This window comes from Mesorhizobium sp. P3_A10 (assembly GCF_056403175.1).
Window position 1 is genome coordinate 30521 of sequence record NZ_JBFUFZ010000002.1, and the last position, 18157, is coordinate 48677.

The following is an 18157-nucleotide window of genomic DNA, read 5'->3' on the forward strand; positions in this document are numbered from 1 at the left end:
TTCACCCGTCCCGCAGCCAGACCAGCATCTCGCCGGGTTCGCGGTTGTCCCAGGCAAAGTACGGGACAGCCGTGATTTTGGTCTCGCTCAGGGAAGGTGGATCAGTGCGATAGAGCCCGCTTTCCCAGTTTTCCTGGGCTTCCGCGCTGGCAAGTGCCGAAAGCGTCACGATGCCGCCGAGCAGGTTCGGCTCGGCATGCGCCTCGATCCTGGCGGTGCGCGGCAGAGCGATGCGGTGCAACTGGCCGGTATTGTCGGTCTCCTCGACGCAGTAGATCAGTGGACCGCGGGCAAGTGCGACGCGGCCGATGTCCTGGCGTACCTCCGGATTGGCGAAGAGCCGGGCGATCGACATTTCGAGATCGAGTTCCACCCGGTCGCCCTGGCGCCACTCGCGCCGGATCGCGGCATAGCCGTCGCTGGTGGCACCCTCCAGATCGACAGCGGCGCCGTTGACCTTGAGCGCCGCCTTGCCGCACCAGGAGGGAATGCGCAGGTGCAAGGTGAACTCGACCGGCGCGTCAACTTCGATCCGGATCGAGACCGCGCCGTCCCAGGGATAGTTGCTGCTCTGGATCAGACTGACCGCCCGGTTCGATATGTCGAAGCGGGCGGTCGAGTCGCCATAGAGATGGACCGCCAGAGCGTCGTCCGCCAGGCTGTAGAAATAGCTGCCGATGGAGGCGACCATGCGGCCGATATTGGGCGGGCAGCACGGGCAGCGGTGCCATTTCCAGCGGTTGTGCTTACCGCGACTTTCCAGCGGATTTTCGTAGAAGAACAGCGAGCCGTCGAGCGACAGGCCTGAGATCGAGCCGTTGTATAGCGCCCGCTCCATCATGTCGGCGTAGCGCGCATTGGGTCCCATGCCGAGCATGCGGCTGGCCCAGAACACCAGCCCGACCGAGGCGCAGGTCTCGGCATAGGCGGTCTCATTGGGCAGATCGTAGTCGCTGGTAAAGCCCTCATTGTGCGCGGATGGCCCGATGCCCCCGGTGATGTAGAGGTTCTTGGTCGTCAGATCGTTCCAGAGACGGTCGAGCGCTACCCTGAGCGTATCGTCGCCATATTCGGTGGCGATATCGGCCATGCCTGAGAACAGGTACATCGCGCGCACCGCATGGCCGACGACCTTGTCCTGATCGCGCACCGGCTCGTGCGACTGATTGTACTCATAAGTCTTGAAATGGTAGGCCTTCGGGTCGGCGCCGCGGGCGCGCGCCTCCTCGTCGAAGTAGTGCGGCTGCTGGCCGCGCTGGTCGATGAAATACTTGGCGAGGTCCATGTATTTCTGCTCGCCCGTCGCCCGCGCCAGCTTGACCAGCGCCAGCTCGATCTCCTCATGGCCGCAATAGCCCTTCTTCTTGCCGGGCTCGGGACCAAACGTGTCGGCGATATGGTCGACATAGCGGCACATAACGTCGAGCAGCTTGCGCTTTCCGGTGGCCTGATAGTAGGCGACCGCGCCTTCGATCAGATGGCCGGCGCAATAGAGTTCGTGGCAATCGCGCAGATTGGTCCAGCGCTTGCCGGGCTGGATGCGCTGGTACCAGCTGGAGAGATAACCATCTTCCTGCTGCAGTCTGCCGTAGAGGTCGATGACGGCATCGATCTTCTTCTCCAGTGCCGCGTTCTTGCGCCGGTAGAGCGAATAGGCCGCGGTCTCGATCGTCTTGCCCCAGTCGGAGTCCCAGAACATCTGCGTCGTCACCGTCGAGCCGGTGAAGCCGGGGCTGGCCGCCTCATCGGGCGACGGCGAATGGAACGGAATGACGACGCCCGGCGACGGCCGGTCCGGGTCGATCTGCTCCAGCATGCGTGCCTCGACGCAGCGCTCATAGAGGATGTCGGCGGTGCGTGACGCCACGGCATCGACACGGTCGCCCCAGAAGCCGCGCACATCAACCTGCGGCACCGGCAGCGGGCGGAAGGCGAGTTTTGGCTTGCCGGGCTTGGCGGATGGTTGGGCGGTCATGAGTCACTCCGTTGGATGTTGGTCATTTCACGGCCCCTGCCATCAGGCCGCGGATGTAGAAGCGCTGCAGCAGCAGGAAGAGCACCAGGCACGGCACCATCATCACGGTGACGCCCGCCTGCACCGCGCCCCAGTCGATGGCGCCGAAGCGGCCGGACTGCAGCGCCGTCATCATGATCGGCAGCGTGAATTTGGACTGGTCGGTCATCAGCACGAGTGCGGCCAGGAACTCGTTCCAGGCGCCGAGGAAGGCAAACAGCGCGATGGTGACGATGCCTGGCCAGACCAGCGGCAGCATCACCTGCAACAGCATGGTGACGTTGTTGGCGCCGTCCATGCGCGCGGCTTCCTCGATCTCGCGCGGCACCGCGTCAAAGGCGTTGCGCATCATGAAGATCGAGAACGGCAATTGCAGCGTGGTGTAGACGCAGACCAGCCCGGTCAGCGTGTTGTGCAGGCCGATCTTGGTCAGCACCAGGAAGATCGGCGTCAGGATCGACTGGAACGGGATCATGATCGTCGACAGGATGACGATGAAGAGCAGGTCCTTCATAGGAAAGCGGAAGCGCGAGAAACCGTAGCCGGCGAGCACGCTGACGATGACCGACAGGACCACGGTCATGACCGAGACATAGAGGCTGTTTTGCGCCGGCAGCCAGAGGCCGTCGCCAAAGGTGTTGAGCGTACGGTAGTTCTCGACCGAGAAGCCTGATGTCGGCCATGGCGGCAGCGGCGGCTGGCGCGCCTCCTGCGCCGGCTTGAAGGTCGACAGCACGGCCCAGACGATCGGCGCGATGAACAGCGCGGACGCGATCATGCCAGTCGAATGCTCGGCGATCTTGAGCCCGAGGCGGCTCCTGCGGCTCCGTGCCTGCGCCATCAGTCGATGCCCTCCGGCTTGCGCAGCAGCCACAGCTGAACCAGGCTGAGCGCCACCAGTATGGCCAGCAGGATCATCGACAGCGCTGCACCATAGCCAAGTTTGAACGAGACGAAGGACTGGTTGAAAATCCAGTAGACGGCGGTCAGCGTCTGATTGCGCGGTCCGCCACGCAGGATGATGTAGAACTGGTCGAAGGCGAGGATCGATCCGGCGACCGACAGGATCAGCGCCAGCGCCAGCGTGCGGCGCATCAAGGGCAGCGTGATGGCGCGAAAGCGGGCGAACGGCCCTGCCCCGTCGATCATCGCGGCTTCCTGCAGATCGGTCGGGATCGACTGCAGGCCGGTCATCAGGATGATCATGGTGAAGCCCGCCACCTTCCAGACGACCATGGCGATGATCGACCAGAAGGCCGGCTGGAAGGTTGCGAGCAGGTTGAACTTTTTCGTGGTCAGGCCGAGGTCGAAGGCAGCCGGGCTGAACAGGCCGGAATCGACATTGAGCAGCCATGACCACAAGAGGCTGGCCGAGGCGAAACCGACGACGGCCGGCATGAAGAAGGACGTCCGGTAGAAGCCGGTCAGCTGCCGTGGCCTCTCGATGAACAGCGCCAGCGGAAAGGCGACGGCGAAGATCGCGATCGTCACGATCACCGTGTAGTAGCCGGTGAAGCTCAGCGCGTTCCAGAACCTGTTGTCGCGCAGGATCGCCCGGTAATTGTCGAAGCCGACATAAAAATGCTCGCCCATCAGCGGCCAATTGTGCAGCGACATCCACGCCGTCATGCCGAGCGGAATGATGAAGAACACGACAACCAGCGCCACGGCCGGCGCGACATAGAGCAGGCCGATCCACTGCCGGCGGCCAACGCCGACCAGTTTTCTGGCGCGCGGTGGGGTGGTGGTGGTGATGGCGGTCATACCTTGCCTGTTCTTCCGTCGGATCCAATTGGTCGCCCCACCTCCCCCTTGTGGGGAGGTCGGACCGCGGGTCSGGGTGGGGGTGCCGGCGCTGACCCCCACCCCGCTGCTTCGCAGCGACCCTCCCCACAAGGGGGAGGGTAAGGAGCGCCGGCCGCCCGTCCAGGGAGAACGGGCGGGCGGCCGGATCAGGACTTTTGACGACAAGGGCGTTGCGCCACCCCTGCCGCCGGCCAGTCCCTATTTCTGCGCCTGGTCGATGATCGACTGCATGGTCTCTTGTGCGTTGGCGATGGCGCCATCGACGTCGTCGCCGAAGAAGACCTCGTTGATCATCTGCGTCCACGGACCGTTGGCCGAGTTGATCAGATCGTTGAACACCACGGAATAGGGCGTGCGGCCCTTGGCCATGGCTTCGGCGGCGATCTGGTAGCGCGGATCGAGATCCTTCAGCGCGTCCTTGGCGATGTCGCCGCGCACCGGCAAGCTGCCGTATTTCGCCAAAATGGTCTGGCCCTCAAGCGAATAGGCGAAGTCGAGAAACTCCTTCACCACGGCGAGTTTTTTGGTGCCCTTGGTGACGACGAAATTGTCGCCGCCGGCAAAGGACGACCAGCCGCTGTCCTTGCCCGGCAGGAAAGTGACGCCATAGTCGACATTGGGATACTGGGTGTTGAGCGCGCCGATGGCGAAGGCGCCGGATGGCGAGATGCCGATATTGCCGCCTGCAAAGGCGGCAAAGAAGTTGGCGCCGGTGTCGGTCTGCGCGCCGGCCGGCACCAGATCCTTCTTGACCATCGAGCGGTAGAGGTCGATGGCGCCGCGCAATTGCGGGCTATCGAGCGTCGCCTTCGAGCCGTCTTCGCTCAAAATGTCGCCGCCCGAGGCCCAGATCAGCGGCGTGAAGGTGAAGATGTTGCAGCCGCCGCAATTGCCGGAGAAATAGAAGCCCTTGATGTCGCCACCGAGCGCGTTGACCTTTTCGGCATCAGCCGCGATCTCGGCCCAGTTGGTCGGACCCTTGTCGGGATCGAGCCCGGCCTGCTTGAACAGCTTCTTGTTCCAGATCAGCACCGAGGCGTCGGCCGAAAACGGCAGCCCGTAAATGTGGTCCTTGTAGGTGCCGGTCTTGACATGCGCCGGCGACAGGCTGGCGAAATAAGGCAGCGATTTCGCCCAGTCGGTGATGTCTTCCAGCTGGCCGGCGGCGGCGAAGGACGGCGTGTAGATCAGGTCGAGCGACAGCGCGTCGGGCGCCGTGCCGCCGGCGGCGGCTGCGCCATATTTCGGAATGATCTCGGCATTGGGAATGATGTCCAGCTTGACCTGGTTCTCATGGCCCTTGTTGAAGGCATCGACAATGCGCGGCATGAAGTTCGAGCCGTCGGCGCGAACCCAGATGTTGGCGGTCTCGGCGGCAGAGGCTGTTGCCAGCGTGCCCAAAATGCTCGCAAAGGCGAGCCCGGCGATCATGGTCTTCATGGTTCTCCTCCTCATGGTTTTCTTCTCCTCCCTGTGGCCGCGCTCCCCGCGCCGCCGTTTGCTTGATGCATGTCGTTGTCCCAAAACCGCTCCCGCACTTTTGGGCGACAGGCATTGGTCTCAGCCGCCCGGCGGGCGGCCGCATGACTGACGCACCACCAGCCGGCACGGCAGTTTTCGAATGCCCGGTGCGGCCGGTTGGCCGCCGACGAGCGAAAGCAGAGTGAGGCCGGCCTCGCGGCCGAGCGCTGCCAGGTTCATGTCGACCGAGGTCAGCGGCGGGCGGGTTGCCTCGGCCACGATCTCCCAATTGTCGAAACCGATGACGCCGACATCGCCTGGCACGCCAAGGCCGCGCTCGCGCAGCGCATCGATAACGCCGCGCGCGATCTGGTCGTTGCCGCAGAAGACCGCGTCCGGCTTCTCCCCCTTGCCATCGAACAGTTTTCCAACCGCCCCATGCCCCCAAGCTTCCGACCATAAGCCGAGCAAGGGTTCGGTGACCGGCAGGCCATGCTCGGCCAGAACGTCGCGATAGGCCTGCGCCCGCTCATGCACCACGGCGAAACTCGCGGGACCGCTGACATGGGCGATGCGGCGGCGCCCGAGCCGACAAAAGTGCTCGACCGCCAACCGCGCGCCGCCGGCATCGTCGGAGACGAAAGCGATGGCGCCGGGATCGGGCTGGCTGAAGGCGTAGATCACGGGCACGCCGAGATTGGCGAGGTCGACAGGCAGGTGGCGGTCGATGCGCTTGCCGCTGGCGATGATGCCGTCGATGCGCTTGTCCAGCATCGCCTCGACATGCAGTTGCGCCAGCCGCGGATCGTCCTCGACATTGCACATAAACACCGAGACGCCGGCATCGACCAGCGCATCGGAAATGCCCGACATGACCGGAAGCGAAAAGCGGCCATAGGTGTCGTTGGTCAACAGGCCGACGGTAAAGGAGCGCCGCCTGAGCAGGCTCTGCGCCAGGCTGTTGGGGCGAAAGCCGAGCCGCTGCGCCGTCTCGCGAATGCGCTGCCGCGTCTCGGCCGTCATCCGCCCCTGCCCGTTCAGCGCCTTCGAGGCCGTGGCCACACTGACGCCAGCCATCGCCGCCACCTCACGCAGGGTGACGGGTTGCTTGGCGGGTGTTGGCGACGTGTCGGAGGCCATATTGCTGGTGTGGGTCCTCGGTTGGGAAAAGGTTTTCTCTTACTGGCCTGTAATGTGTCGAGATGTGTGGGTGACGGCTGCTAGACGGTTTGGGAAAAGGTTTTCTCAAGGAGACTAGGACGAGAATTTGGGGATGGCAAGTAGGATCAGCGCTACTTGTCGTCAAAAGCCCGGAACAGGCTGGGTCTTTCCACTCAATCGAGCGCCAAGCGTCAAAGCCGCCGGAAAATTTTTGATCACGGCACGCATGGCCGGCGCGCCCCCAGGCCCAAGCGCTATTCGGGCAATCAAGGCCGCGGCACGCAAACGAGTCGAGAACTGTCGACGCCACTCGCTTTGATAGCGACGTCCGATCTCGTCGTGGCCCTCGTGACCTTTGCCCGATGCGACCAGTTCTCTCGCAAGGAGCCAGCCCGATTGCAGCGCCATCGAAATGCCTTCCGCGATGACAGGATGGGACTCGCCTGCGATGTTGCCGACGCGGAAGATGCCCTGATCATAGCCAGCTCGAATGCCGGGATGGATCGGTCCCGCGGCAAGCCATGGGCCATCCAGTTCGGCACCGGCCAGCACAGTCGCTACGCCTCGGCACGAGGCTAGGACGTGGCGCCATAGTGCATCGGCGGCCGCAATGTTTCCAAAGCGCTGGCGCAGTCCGGATAGAACATCCCTGCGGATACAGCAGGAAATCGACACCCGGCCACGGTCCGCCGTTACCATTCCGCCATAGCCGCCTGGGAATACCAGCAGCGGCATCAGGTCGGGCGGCAGCGCGGCGCCGGTAAAATGCGCCTTGAACCCGAAAAGGTCGGAGGGTTGGCTTGTTCTTTGAAGCTGGCTTGGGAGTTTCCCGGGTTCCCAGGATCCGTGCGCGGCAATGATGACAGGTGCGCTCAACACCTTTTCTTGCTGGCCCGCCTCCACGGTCACGAATTGCAGATCGTCGCGCCGATCAACGGCGGTGGCCTTGCAAGGTTGGAGAATTTCGACACCGGCACGTTCGGCGGCCTGCAACAGGATGTAATCCAAACGATCGCGGCCGAGCGCGCGGCCGAGACCCGTCCTGGCGATCGGCATTCGCGCCTGCGCCGAGACATCGCCCGAAAAGAACCCGACGCGACGTATTTCGGGGCCGGCTTCCGCGCGCCAGACGTCGCCGACACCCAACCGGTCGAGCAAGGCAAGGCTGGTCCCCGACATGAATTCGCCGCAGACCTTTCGGCGCGGAAACACCACCTTTTCCACCAGTGCCACCGACCAGCCATGTTGGGCCAGCGCAATGGCGGTGGAACTGCCGGCGGGGCCGGCACCGATGACAATTGCGTCGTGCATCACCTGGTGCCGGGCATGCAGGCGCCGACAAAAGCTTGCGTGAACAGGCCTTTGCGGCCCTCCATCACGGGCGTTCCCCCTGACTGTTGCCACAATTGGGAAAGTTCCGTGCCGCGAAAACCGGCGCGGACACTTTGCACCGCGTCGTTCAGCGTCACCGCGCAGGCGCCGATCAATGGCAGCAACCGCGTCGCGACAAGCGGCACCTTGGCCCTCAACGGCTCCGTCGCGACGAGGATTGGGGCCATCGCCATGATCCGGGAAAACAGATCCTGCAGGCGGGCGTCGTCGAAGTGGTGGAGGATAAGGTTGGCGCAGACAAGATCGAAGGGCCTGTCTCCGGTCCAATCGAAAATATCGGCGGTTACGGGTTGCGCCCGCCAACCAAATTTGGCGAAAGCGTCGCACACATCCTTGCCGATCAGGCCGATCCTGTCGACCATGACGATCTCGACGTTGGGCCAACGCCGCGCCATCAGTCGCGCCACCGCCAACATGAACTTTCCGTCACCGGCGCCTATTTCGAGGATGCGTAGCGGCGGCGTTTGCACGTTGGCCCGCAAGAGCGATGCCATGAACCTGGCCTGGAACATCAGTGCATTGATGCGAACGAGATCACGACGGGATGCGATCGCACGAGGATCATCGGCCGGGAGGCCGTCGAGGAGCTCTGGCTCCAGATGCCTGGTATTCATGTCGGTCATGCGATGGATCGGAGATGGCGCAAATCTGGGTGGCGAAGCCGAAGGTCCGTCCCTTTCGTAGAGCATCGGAGGCTGGTATCACAGTTTGCCAATGAGAAATATCGGCGCCACGCAATAAAATACTTTATGCCGACGTTAGCCTTAGGAAACGCTTCCCCAATTCCTGGACCTCTTGTGAGACCCGATTGGGCTCATTGTCGGAGCAATTTTGTCCCCTCAAGCGTATCTGAACCGCCTTGCCACGTCAGTTCCAGAACACGACGTGCATCAGTTCTACCTCCGCTATGGAGCATTGTTGCTTGAAGACGATGCCCAGCGCCTTGCGCTCTTCGAGCGAATGGTCGCTCTGGCCGGGATCGAACATCGCTACTCCTGCTTTGCGCCCGCCGACGATCCGCGCGGTGGGGCAATCGACCGCGACGGCACCTCGGTCAGGGGCTCGTTCGCCAGCACCGCAATCCGTATGGAGATGTACGAGGCCGCCGCGCCGGAGCTCGCGCAAAGCGCCGTCGACAAGCTTCTGGCCGACGACGACCGCTCGCTGATCACGCATTTGATCGTGACGAGCTGCACCGGCTTTTCGGCGCCTGGCATCGACCTCGAGTTGGTGCAGCGATGCGGCCTGGCGACGTCGGTCGAGCGCACCATTGTCGGCTTCATGGGATGCTATGCCGCCATCAACGCCTTGAAGCTGTCACGCCATATCGTGCGCTCCGATCCGAAGGCCCGCGTGCTGATCGTCAACATCGAGTTGTGCACGCTGCATTTCAGGGAAGCCACCGAGCTTGAGAAGCTGATCTCGTTCTGCCTGTGGGGCGACGGTTGCGCGGCCGCGCTGGTCACGGCCGAACCGCACGGCATCCTGCTCGAAAGCTTCCACGCCATCGTGGCAGTGGAGCGCAAGGAGCTGATGAGCTGGCACATACGCGACGACGGCTTCGACATGGTGCTGTCCGGCCAGGTTCCTGGCGCGGTGCGTGAGACGCTGCGCAACGACCATCCGGCAATCCTCGGCGGCAGGCCGCCTAAGGAGATCGATTTGTGGGCGGTGCATCCCGGCGGCCGCTCCGTGCTCGACGCGGTCGAGCGGGCACTCAAACTGGAGCCGACCGCGCTCGACGTATCGCGCGAAGTGCTGCGGCGATACGGCAACATGTCGTCGGCAACCGTGATGTTCGTGATGGCCGAAATGCTGAAGGAGCCGTCGGGCCTGCTCGGCTGCGGCATGGCGTTCGGGCCGGGATTGACCACCGAGACCATGATGTTCCGGACTGTCTGATGCCATCGAACCGGCACCGCATCCGAGCTTTCGCGGCCCGTTGGCTGGTGCCCTATCTGCCGTATCCGCACTTCATGTGCGTGGCGCCTCTTGATGCCGTACTGCGGGTCTTATGGCGCGCGGAAGGCCACATCCCTCCCGCCTACTGGCCGCGCCTGGTGCTCCTGCTCATGCTTTCCGGGATCAACACGGTCGCCTCCCTGCCGGAGCGCGTGATCCTTTGGGCATGGCTGCGGCTGCGCCCTCCCCGGATGGAGCGAGACAACGCCCCTGTGTTCGTTCTCGGCTACTTCCGATCCGGGACGACGTTCTTGCAGAACCTGCTGGCAGCCGATCCGAACCTGAGATCGCCGAGCTGGCCGCAGGTCCTGGCGCCTCAGACATTCGTACTTGGCTGGGCACTGCTGCGCTACCTTTTCGTCCCCTTGCTACCGTTGACGCGCCTCGACGCAGTCGTGCCCATAGGCGCCAAGCTGCCGGCAGAGGATGACTTCGCGTTGAACAATCTGGGTGGGATGTCCATCCTCGCGGGGCGCGCCGTGCTTCCCCGCCGGCAAGCCTTCTTCAATCGGTTTCACGATCTCGACGGGCTTTCGGCCGACGAGTTGAGCCGCTGGCGCTCACATCAGTTGGCTTTCGTTCAGAAGCTCACTCTGGTTGCAGGCGGGCGGCGACTTTTGCTCAAATCGCCGAGCCATACGGCGCGGGTCCGCTACCTCCAGGAACTGTTCCCGGGCGCCAAGTTTGTCCACATCTCCCGTTCGCCGGAAGTGGTGTTCCGGTCCAACCTCGTTCTGGCGCGCGAATTGCAGCGTGCATTCGCCCTGCAGCCGCCACTGCCCGAGGATGAGCAGGAGGAGATCATCGCTCACGAATATCTCGCGACGGAGATGCACTATCTGGCGGACAGAGCCCGGATTCCAGCCGCCGACCTCGCGGAAGTGCGGCTGCAGGATCTCAGCGCCGACCCCGTGGGCGAGATGAAGCGTATCTACGGCGAACTCGGCCTACCATTTTCCCGCGGCTGCGAGGAGCGGATGCTGCAGGTCGCCGCGACGTTCGGCAAACAGGTGCGCAATGGCCATCCCGACCTGACGGAAAGGCAGAAAGCGCGCGTGGCTCGCCTGGCACCGCTGGCAGCCGCTTTTGGGCATGCGCCAGCGCAGGCTCCCGACAGGCTCAATCTCAATGTTGACAGCCAACCGCGCATTGGATGACATGGGATGATGACGATAGCCCGATGGTCGCACGCAAGCTGGGCAGCCTTGGCCCGGCTGTTGCTCGTCCCTCTGTTGATCGCGACCTGCGCCCAACCGCTTTCGGCATCCGCCGATGAGCATAATGATGCGGTCAGGTTGGTCGAGACTGTGCGCCAGGCGGCGATCGTGCTTGGGCACGGTGGATCCACCGAGGGGCAGCTCCGCTCGATCTCCGCGGCGTTCGACGGTAGGGGGATCGCGCAAGCCGTGCTCGGGACGTATTGGCGCCGGGCGACTGCAGACGACCGCGCCTCGGTGGTCGATGCGCTTCTTTATGCTATCGCGCACAGGCTGGCCGACAAACTGGAGCGGACGCAGGACAAGAATTTCGTCGTGCTCGGCACAAAGGCTCTGGCCAATGGCGACATCCTGGTACGCAGCGAGTTTCGCCGGGCGCTCCACGGCCCGACGTCGGTGGACTGGCGTGTCCGCCACTGCCGCGGACAACTTTGCATCGGCGATGTCTTTGTCGATGGCGGCTCCGTGACCGTGCAGCAGCGGGACCGCATTGCCCAGCTGCTCGCCGGCAATGGTGGATCGATCCCCGCGCTTGTCGCCGATCTCAGGAAAGGCCGGGTATGACTTTTCGCGGGTCTTCATGTCCGCCCTCGTCGAATTGAGCAATGTCGGCCGCGACTTTGACGGCGGCCGCATTGTCGCCGTTGATGATGTGTCGCTCACAATCGGGAATGACGAGACCGTCGCCATTGTCGGCCGCAGCGGGAGCGGCAAGTCGACGATCCTGAACCTCATCTGTGGGCTCGACCGGCCGACGCGTGGCGAAGTTTGGTTCGAAGGACGGGCGGTCAACGGCAGGGCTGCATGGGCAGCCGTGCGGGCCAGCAGGATCGGCATCGTTTTCCAGAACTTCTTCCTGCTCCAGTCCTTGTCGGCGCGCGAAAACATCGAGGTGGCGTTGTTGGGAAACCTCAGCGGAGCGCGGCAGCGCCGCGTTCGCGCGCTCGAACTTCTGGCCCATTTCGGTCTTGCCGAGCGCGCTACGCTCCGGCCGGCCGAGCTTTCGGGTGGCGAACGCCAGCGGCTTGCCATTGCCCGCGCGCTTGCCAACCGTCCGAAGCTTCTCGTTGCGGACGAGCCGACAGGAAGCCTCGATGTGCAGACGAGCCAATCGGTAATGAGCATCATTGGCAATTTGCATCGCGAGTTCGGTACCGCGGTGGTCGTGGTGACGCATGACGACGACGTGGCCGCACTGTGCGGGCGGCGCGTCGAGATCTCCGACGGCCGCATCCGTTCGGACAACCGAACGGCGGCGACGCCGGTGCCAGCGCCGCGATCCGCCACTCCATGACTGAGCTGACCCTCCCCTTGCGCGGTCTCATTGCACGCCCGCTTCGCACCCTGCTCACGGTTCTCGGCATCGCTCTGGCGGTCGCGGGGTTTGTGGCACTTACCGGCTTGACCGCCGGCGTCCAGCATTCGTTTGCATCCGGAATCGATGAAAACGGTGCGGACCTGGTGGTAAGCCAGCGCAGCGCCTTCAACCTGGTGAGCAGCACCGTGCCCAAATCGTTGGGCTCCGGGCTTTCCGCGGTGCCAAACGTCGAGGCCGTGTCGGGCGTTCTCTTGAACATCACCACCGCTGACGACGCCGCGAATATTGTCATGGCCGGCTGGCCGAGCGGCAGCTTCCTGTGGAAGGACATGCACCTCGTGGCGGGGCGACTCCCTGCACCGGGCGACCGGTGGCCGGTGATCCTTGGCCAGTCGATCGCCAGCGCCCTGGACAAGCGGGTCGGTGATACAGTCGAGCTGCAGTTCCAGCCCTATACGGTTGTCGGCATCGCGTCGTTCTCGTCCATGCTGAACCAGAACAGCGCAATCGTTCCGCTCGAGGGGCTACAGCAACTCCTGTCGCGGGAGGACGTGTTTACCTTGTACGAGGTGAGGCTGAAGCGCCCGCTCGACAAGAACGACATCGCTGTTGCCCGATCCCAGCTCATCGCAGCCGCACCGGGGTTCGAGGTCGGCGACACCGAGCAGTTTGCCAACAGCATCCGCATCTTCGATCTGCTTCGGGCGATTGCCCAGACGATTTCACTGGTTGTCATGGCGATGGCCTCTGTCGCCGTTGCCAATACACTTCTGATGGCCGTGAACGAACGGACATTCGAGATCGGAGTTCTCGCAGCACTTGGCTGGTCGCCGCGGCGGATTCTTCGCCTCATTCTCATCGAAGGCCTGTTCATGAGTGCAGCCGGTGGGATCATAGGGATCATTCTTGGCGCCCTCACAATGGAAATGGCGGCGAAGACAAAGTTCGCGGCGGGTCTGATCGTGCCTTACCTGTCAGGCTGGTCGATCGCGCAGGCGCTGATCTTCGTCTTCATCGCCGGCCCCCTAGGCGCGCTGTACCCGGCTTGGCGCGCCACGCGCCTTCTCCCAGCTGACGCGCTTCGCAGGATCTGACGCCGGCAACGGATGACGTTCAGCGCGCTCGCTACGGCGGCGGCAAGCCCGACACCATGCGGCAGGCGATCGACGCGGCCGGCGCCCAAACGGCCGTACCCGACTCTATGTTCCCTTGACGATTCTCGGCTTAGCCGGCCGGACGGATTGAGCTGCGCTCTCGTCGGCCAAGGCCAACCGCTTCTCGTCTTCGATGGCTCGATCGACTGCCTCAATTTCCTCCTGGAGCAACTTCAGCTCGGCTCCGTAGCTGGAGCCGTCGCTGTCCCCGATCTGAAAGCCACTTGCCCGCATTGCGTCGCGCGTATGGTGCACGTTGCGGACTCCTTCGCGTCGAGTCGCGACCAGGATTTCCCTGAACTCTCCTAGACGTTCAATGTGATTTCGAGCCATTGCGTTCTCCTATTTTGTCGTCATCGTCGCCGACGGCGATTCAGAGGCTAAAACCTAAGGCGCAGAAGGTCTAAGAGACTACAGGAGATACTCTCGACAAAGCATGAGTGCGAAAGCTCAAATTTGAACTTCTTGCGATAACGTGAAGCGCGGCGGCCTGAAATCGGCTTGGGACCCGACCCGTCACCGGCCAGGTGCCAGACTATTCGGCCGAGCGCGTCTGCTTTACGGCGCGCTTGCTCGTCGGCGCGCTTGTTGGTCCATCCGCCTGCCGATTCTGGATCGCATGGGTCCGTTTCCGAGCGTAGCGACGCTGGCCTCAATGTCCGATGGTCGGCCTTAGCTTCCTCCAACGGGCGTGTTGGAGAAGACCGCCCGCTGGCACCCGCATCCATGCTGGATCAGTTGCCTGGGTGTCCCTCACATCGGAAGCTCGGGGCTATTCTCGGCAAAGTATTCATGACTATCGGCATTTTCTGTGGCTTGCGGTGGGTTTTCAACCGCGAGTAACTTGGCGGAATTCTGACCACCATAGGAATAGTCGTCTGTTCCGGCGACGACAAAAAAGTGACTAATTTCGTGTACAATCGTTCCAGACCTTGAATCCGTTCCTTTCAGAGCGGCTAACCAGAACTTAGGGCAAACGAAGATTCTGTACGGTTGATCACGGTGCACATATGAATAGTCTTCTGGCCTGCACTCGCTGCCGTGGCATCCAAACGATATTGTTTTGTTTCCAAGAGCATCCAAAATCTTCGAGAAATTTCCAGTGGCCTTTGCGTACAGTCCTACGGTATGCGCCCCAAACCATATCAGATATCGTTGGGAATTCGGCTGCTGGGCTGGAGGCGTGTCCTGCAAAACCTGCAGGGCAGCCGAGGCTATGTTGTTTGCTTCCGCCAGCGCAGTGCCAATATCGTCCTGTTGAGAGCTGTCACACTGGTCGAATTTGGGTGCCGAAAGCGGTATCCGTTCCGGAGGAATTCGACCGGATAGAAGCCTGAACGTGGCGGCGTTGCTCAGAACCTGGGCGCGTCTCAGGGCACCTGAAGGGCCAACCAGCAGACCCACTCTCTCTGTATCATAGGTAACCGCGTAGTTCCCTGCTTCATAGATGGCGTAGTACAATGACAGATCGACGGGCACCGAAATCGATCGTCCGGGTTCGATATTGATAAAGTCAGCCTCGGTGGGTTCTCCTCGCTTCACCAAACGGCCAATATACTGAATTGGCTGCGACCCTCTCGTCACTGAAAAAATTTCGCCGGAGACGCCGTCGATCGGCGTGGTCCACCTGAGCACCCTGATCGGGCTGCGGGACCGGTTCGTGAGAGTAAAGTCGATAATTAGGGGGGTATCGTTTCCATAAGAAGGCAGGCGCGATTGCAGAACTATCTCAATTTCCTGATTCTGCTGTGCAAACGCCAAAGGTATGGCGCCTAAAAAACATGAAAGTAGCAATACAATATTTCTGACAATACTCGGCATTTTATGCTCCTATATAACCACGATTAGACTTTATTGCTTCGTCTAAGTGAGTTTTTAGTTTGCGATAACATACCTGAATCGCCCACGGCCTACCTTGCAAGTTAGGAATGAAATTCCTGCAGGCCGGGCGTTGCAACTTACCGCAAATTCAAAAAAACAGGAACACGAAATCATGTCCGTGGCCTCGTATGCCATCGATTTCGGCTGACACCTTCTTTGGGGTGGTATAAGATGAATGGGTACTTTCCCATCAAGCTCCATAAGAGGGGGCCATCATGAGCGAGCGTTGGAAAGGCATAATCACTAACTGCGCGAGTTTGAGAAATTTTGCCCTGGTTTGTGAGTTCTGCTTTGCCTTCAGCGGCACTGCTTCAGCTGATTCCTGCGGAACACAGGCTACTGCCGGTTGGGATATCGAGAATCCTCCGGCCGAAGATCGTCAAGCAATTCAAGATCTTTTGTCCCGCTATGCCTGGACGATTGACGAAAGAAATGCGGCCGCGTTCACTGCTCTCTTTGCGGAACCGAGATCGTCTTACTATCAGATTTGCAGTTCAGGCAACAGTATCCTCAAGTTGACACTCGGCTTTGGCCCGGAGTCGGCAACCGATCTCCTCGGGCAGATGACAATAATACTTAAGAAAATGGAAACCGATAGCCTCCAGACCCGACACCTCGTGACCAATACCTTGTTCGACGTGGTTGACGATAAGACGGTGAACACCAAATCGATAGTCCTGGTCACTCTGCAGGACTCCCACTCTCCGGCGCCGGTTCTTGACTATTCGGCGGATGCCCGGGCCTCTTTTGCAAAGGGCAACGACGGCACGTGGCGATTTCAATCTCTCACAGTCTACGCCGACTATGTTGCTGGCTCTATCGCAGCGAAGAAGCGATGACGCCTAAAGATCGGCCATGGGTTCACTGGCACGCTCCAGTGGGCTGAAATGCGTGCCGTTGCGCTGATCGCTGCGGTCCTCGGCGTTGCGTTGCTCTCCTTGTCCGGGACGATCGAGCTTCGACATTTAGCTTTCGTATCGACGCCGCAAGCCGGTGAGAGGCACGGCTCCGATCAGGACGACCTGGATTCGAAGTCGTTCGCCGACGCCGTTACGCGATGGAACCCCGACATCTTTTGGGCGCCAGCCTCAAAGAGCACCGAAATCATAACCAGGTCTGGCGATGAAGCGCGGGCGGTGTTCGGTCCTATTCCCGACGGCGATTGCGACAGCCCACAGATGAAGGTCATCCCACTGGAAGTTGACGGCAATGTCGTCGACCTCAAGCCCAATCCGACAAAACCGGGTTCTCCGCTGGAGTTCGAGCACAGGAATGAGAACGGAGAGGTGGTGAAATGGACGGCGACATTGCCCAAATGCGACAAGCCTTCGCTGACCGGCAGCACGACCTACTGTGGGCTGAACTCACGTGTTGTAAGGGTCATGCGCGGCAATGTTGAATGGCTGTTCCTCTGCAGAAAATCCAGTATCAGCCAGGAGGTCAGCACCGACCCCTACTGGACGCGGTCGGATCCGAGATTTTCCGTGTTCGGCACCATCGGCTTCAATCGGAAATCCGGAGAAATTGTCTTCTTCGACGGACGCAAGGACCAGAGCGAGTTCGATTGGTCAAAGCCCTTCGTTCCGCCGGGCGGGCGCAGCTATTCCGATGAAGTCGGAAGGGCCGCGGCGGAGAAAATCTATGATCCGACGTTCCAGATCTCGTGCCATGCATGCCATGACAACAAAAGCCCCTATGTGATCGATCCGCACATTGCGCAGAGCAGGGTCGGTTTCCGTTCAGCCGGCGATTCCAGATCGACCGCCTTCAGCCTGGGCGATTTTCTACCGCAACGGCCGCGCTTGCCGGGCGAGCCGTTCCGCGTGGTCGGCTCCGGCTACACCAGCACCTACCCCAACGAACTTAGCCAAGCCAGGACGGTCGAAGATCCGACGGGCAACTGCACAAGCTGCCACACGCTTACCACACAAATCACGGGCCGCCGTTTTGCCGCGGACGCAGCGGGGCATGAGCCGACGGTCAAGTTGCCGAGTTGGGCCCAATTGCTCGAGCTGCACGAGGAGCAGATCGTCTACGCCGAGATAGCCGCACACCGGACGGACTGGGCGGTTGGCAGCAGCGGCGTCCATCCCTGGATGTTGCCGGGGTCGGGCAATGACCTGTCCTCCCGCGCGGCGGGACTGAGCTCAGAGGACTGGCGGAAGCTGAGCGACTGTTTATGGGGAGCCGGTGGCCCTGAGTGTGGCTACCGCCCACTCTACACTCGCTGCCCGGCGCCAGAGGCGGAGGATGAAGGCTCTTCGCTCGCCGATGCTGAGCTTCAGATATTGCCTCCGCCGCCCGGAGAGGCGGCGAAGACGCGTGTCCTTCGCGTAAGCTGGACCTTTCGCAACAGCTACGGTGGTGTTCCAGAGCGCGACGATATCAGGATCAATGTGGCGGTCAGTACGGACGCGATACCGGCAAACGGGGATCCGCCACAAAGCGGCGAATATCCGAGCATCGAGCAGGCAGAGGGCACCAGCGCCGAGGCCATCTCAGGTCCAGTCAGTTCAGCCGGCTCCAGCTTGCTGATCCAGAACGTTTCGTTTGCCGGTCACACGAGATGGAGCGATCCGACGCCGTCGATGTCGCCGCGCACCTTCCAGATCGATCTACCGGGTGAATGCAACCGGCGCACCTTGATCCGCTTGCTGCCCAAACGGTTCTGCTTCGACCAGAGCCAAGCGGCATTTAGCGAGGCAGACCATTTGATCTATGCCGATGTTCGGTGTGGCGAGCCTCGATGATCCACTTGACGCGATCGAAAGCGGCTGGTGAGCGCCGGGAT

The 18157-nt window shown here is 61.8% G+C and carries 16 protein-coding genes; 7 read left to right on the top strand and 9 right to left on the bottom strand.

Annotated features, from left to right (window positions below):
- Position 1: 1 nt before the first annotated feature.
- The 7 genes from AC1DXU_RS06860 to AC1DXU_RS06890 form a co-directional block, all read right to left on the bottom strand.
- Positions 2 to 1975: a glycoside hydrolase family 127 protein gene (locus AC1DXU_RS06860; protein ID WP_477366139.1), complete on the bottom strand. Its 1974-nt coding sequence runs from the start codon at positions 1973 to 1975 to the stop codon at positions 2 to 4.
- 22 nt (positions 1976 to 1997) lie between these two features.
- Entirely contained in the window at positions 1998 to 2855 is an 858-nt protein-coding gene (locus tag AC1DXU_RS06865; protein ID WP_477366142.1) for a carbohydrate ABC transporter permease, read from the bottom strand.
- Complete coding sequence (locus tag AC1DXU_RS06870) at positions 2855 to 3778, bottom strand: carbohydrate ABC transporter permease (RefSeq protein WP_477366145.1); 924 nt, start codon at positions 3776 to 3778, stop codon at positions 2855 to 2857. The genes AC1DXU_RS06865 and AC1DXU_RS06870 overlap by 1 nt, the downstream gene beginning before the upstream one ends.
- Positions 3779 to 4018: 240 nt before the next feature.
- The gene (locus tag AC1DXU_RS06875) at positions 4019 to 5260 is read right to left on the bottom strand and encodes an ABC transporter substrate-binding protein (protein ID WP_477366147.1); all 1242 of its coding nucleotides are present in this window, start codon (positions 5258 to 5260) and stop codon (positions 4019 to 4021) included.
- 120 nt (positions 5261 to 5380) lie between these two features.
- Positions 5381 to 6421, bottom strand: a complete 1041-nt coding sequence (locus AC1DXU_RS06880) for a LacI family DNA-binding transcriptional regulator (protein ID WP_477366150.1) — start codon at positions 6419 to 6421, stop codon at positions 5381 to 5383.
- Positions 6422 to 6583: 162 nt separating this feature from the next.
- Positions 6584 to 7753 (bottom strand): NAD(P)/FAD-dependent oxidoreductase, encoded by a 1170-nt coding sequence (locus AC1DXU_RS06885; RefSeq protein ID WP_477366153.1) that lies wholly within the window; start codon positions 7751 to 7753, stop codon positions 6584 to 6586.
- Positions 7753 to 8457, bottom strand: a complete 705-nt coding sequence (locus AC1DXU_RS06890; protein WP_477366156.1) for a class I SAM-dependent methyltransferase — start codon at positions 8455 to 8457, stop codon at positions 7753 to 7755. The genes AC1DXU_RS06885 and AC1DXU_RS06890 overlap by 1 nt, the downstream gene beginning before the upstream one ends.
- Positions 8458 to 8665: 208 nt before the next feature.
- Here AC1DXU_RS06890 and AC1DXU_RS06895 point away from each other — a divergent pair, with 208 nt between their 5' ends.
- Genes AC1DXU_RS06895 through AC1DXU_RS06915 form a run of 5 tightly spaced genes read left to right on the top strand, consistent with a single transcriptional unit; the run spans position 8666 to position 13425 of the window.
- Positions 8666 to 9736 carry a type III polyketide synthase gene (locus AC1DXU_RS06895; RefSeq protein WP_477366159.1) on the top strand — a complete coding sequence of 357 codons (1071 nt, stop codon included), beginning with the start codon at positions 8666 to 8668 and terminating at the stop codon, positions 9734 to 9736.
- Positions 9736 to 10953, top strand: a complete 1218-nt coding sequence (locus AC1DXU_RS06900; RefSeq protein WP_477366162.1) for a sulfotransferase family protein — start codon at positions 9736 to 9738, stop codon at positions 10951 to 10953. The genes AC1DXU_RS06895 and AC1DXU_RS06900 overlap by 1 nt, the downstream gene beginning before the upstream one ends.
- Before the next feature lie 6 nt (positions 10954 to 10959).
- Positions 10960 to 11577, top strand: a complete 618-nt coding sequence (locus AC1DXU_RS06905) for a Tgt2/MlaC family protein (RefSeq protein WP_477366165.1) — start codon at positions 10960 to 10962, stop codon at positions 11575 to 11577.
- Positions 11578 to 11593: 16 nt separating this feature from the next.
- Entirely contained in the window at positions 11594 to 12307 is a 714-nt protein-coding gene (locus AC1DXU_RS06910; RefSeq protein ID WP_477366168.1) for an ABC transporter ATP-binding protein, read from the top strand.
- The gene (locus tag AC1DXU_RS06915; RefSeq protein WP_477366171.1) at positions 12304 to 13425 is read left to right on the top strand and encodes an ABC transporter permease; all 1122 of its coding nucleotides are present in this window, start codon (positions 12304 to 12306) and stop codon (positions 13423 to 13425) included. The genes AC1DXU_RS06910 and AC1DXU_RS06915 overlap by 4 nt, the downstream gene beginning before the upstream one ends.
- Before the next feature lie 105 nt (positions 13426 to 13530).
- Here AC1DXU_RS06915 and AC1DXU_RS06920 read toward each other — a convergent pair whose 3' ends face one another.
- The gene (locus AC1DXU_RS06920) at positions 13531 to 13818 is read right to left on the bottom strand and encodes a hypothetical protein (RefSeq protein ID WP_477320083.1); all 288 of its coding nucleotides are present in this window, start codon (positions 13816 to 13818) and stop codon (positions 13531 to 13533) included.
- A 420-nt stretch (positions 13819 to 14238) separates the two neighbouring features.
- Positions 14239 to 15306 (bottom strand): M35 family metallo-endopeptidase, encoded by a 1068-nt coding sequence (locus tag AC1DXU_RS06925; protein WP_477366174.1) that lies wholly within the window; start codon positions 15304 to 15306, stop codon positions 14239 to 14241.
- Positions 15307 to 15581: 275 nt separating this feature from the next.
- On the opposite strand from AC1DXU_RS06925, the gene AC1DXU_RS06930 reads away from it, so the two are divergent.
- Together AC1DXU_RS06930 and AC1DXU_RS06935 are read left to right on the top strand one after the other, a co-directional pair.
- Positions 15582 to 16205 (top strand): nuclear transport factor 2 family protein, encoded by a 624-nt coding sequence (locus AC1DXU_RS06930; protein ID WP_477366177.1) that lies wholly within the window; start codon positions 15582 to 15584, stop codon positions 16203 to 16205.
- Between the two features lie 48 nt (positions 16206 to 16253).
- Positions 16254 to 18116, top strand: a complete 1863-nt coding sequence (locus AC1DXU_RS06935; protein ID WP_477366180.1) for a hypothetical protein — start codon at positions 16254 to 16256, stop codon at positions 18114 to 18116.
- Positions 18117 to 18157 lie beyond the last annotated feature (41 nt).

What these genes read in the sequence shown, in the direction of transcription:
- AC1DXU_RS06860 (WP_477366139.1), bottom strand. Translation starts at nt 1,975, where the DNA reads ATGACCGCCCAACCATCCGCCAAGCCCGGCAAGCCAAAACTCGCCTTC.
- AC1DXU_RS06865 (WP_477366142.1), bottom strand. Translation starts at nt 2,855, where the DNA reads ATGGCGCAGGCACGGAGCCGCAGGAGCCGCCTCGGGCTCAAGATCGCC.
- AC1DXU_RS06870 (WP_477366145.1), bottom strand. Translation starts at nt 3,778, where the DNA reads ATGACCGCCATCACCACCACCACCCCACCGCGCGCCAGAAAACTGGTC.
- AC1DXU_RS06875 (WP_477366147.1), bottom strand. Translation starts at nt 5,260, where the DNA reads ATGAAGACCATGATCGCCGGGCTCGCCTTTGCGAGCATTTTGGGCACG.
- AC1DXU_RS06880 (WP_477366150.1), bottom strand. Translation starts at nt 6,421, where the DNA reads ATGGCCTCCGACACGTCGCCAACACCCGCCAAGCAACCCGTCACCCTG.
- AC1DXU_RS06885 (WP_477366153.1), bottom strand. Translation starts at nt 7,753, where the DNA reads ATGCACGACGCAATTGTCATCGGTGCCGGCCCCGCCGGCAGTTCCACC.
- AC1DXU_RS06890 (WP_477366156.1), bottom strand. Translation starts at nt 8,457, where the DNA reads ATGACCGACATGAATACCAGGCATCTGGAGCCAGAGCTCCTCGACGGC.
- AC1DXU_RS06900 (WP_477366162.1), top strand. Translation starts at nt 9,736, where the DNA reads ATGCCATCGAACCGGCACCGCATCCGAGCTTTCGCGGCCCGTTGGCTG.
- AC1DXU_RS06905 (WP_477366165.1), top strand. Translation starts at nt 10,960, where the DNA reads ATGATGACGATAGCCCGATGGTCGCACGCAAGCTGGGCAGCCTTGGCC.
- AC1DXU_RS06910 (WP_477366168.1), top strand. Translation starts at nt 11,594, where the DNA reads ATGTCCGCCCTCGTCGAATTGAGCAATGTCGGCCGCGACTTTGACGGC.
- AC1DXU_RS06915 (WP_477366171.1), top strand. Translation starts at nt 12,304, where the DNA reads ATGACTGAGCTGACCCTCCCCTTGCGCGGTCTCATTGCACGCCCGCTT.
- AC1DXU_RS06920 (WP_477320083.1), bottom strand. Translation starts at nt 13,818, where the DNA reads ATGGCTCGAAATCACATTGAACGTCTAGGAGAGTTCAGGGAAATCCTG.
- AC1DXU_RS06925 (WP_477366174.1), bottom strand. Translation starts at nt 15,306, where the DNA reads ATGCCGAGTATTGTCAGAAATATTGTATTGCTACTTTCATGTTTTTTA.
- AC1DXU_RS06930 (WP_477366177.1), top strand. Translation starts at nt 15,582, where the DNA reads ATGAGCGAGCGTTGGAAAGGCATAATCACTAACTGCGCGAGTTTGAGA.
- AC1DXU_RS06935 (WP_477366180.1), top strand. Translation starts at nt 16,254, where the DNA reads ATGCGTGCCGTTGCGCTGATCGCTGCGGTCCTCGGCGTTGCGTTGCTC.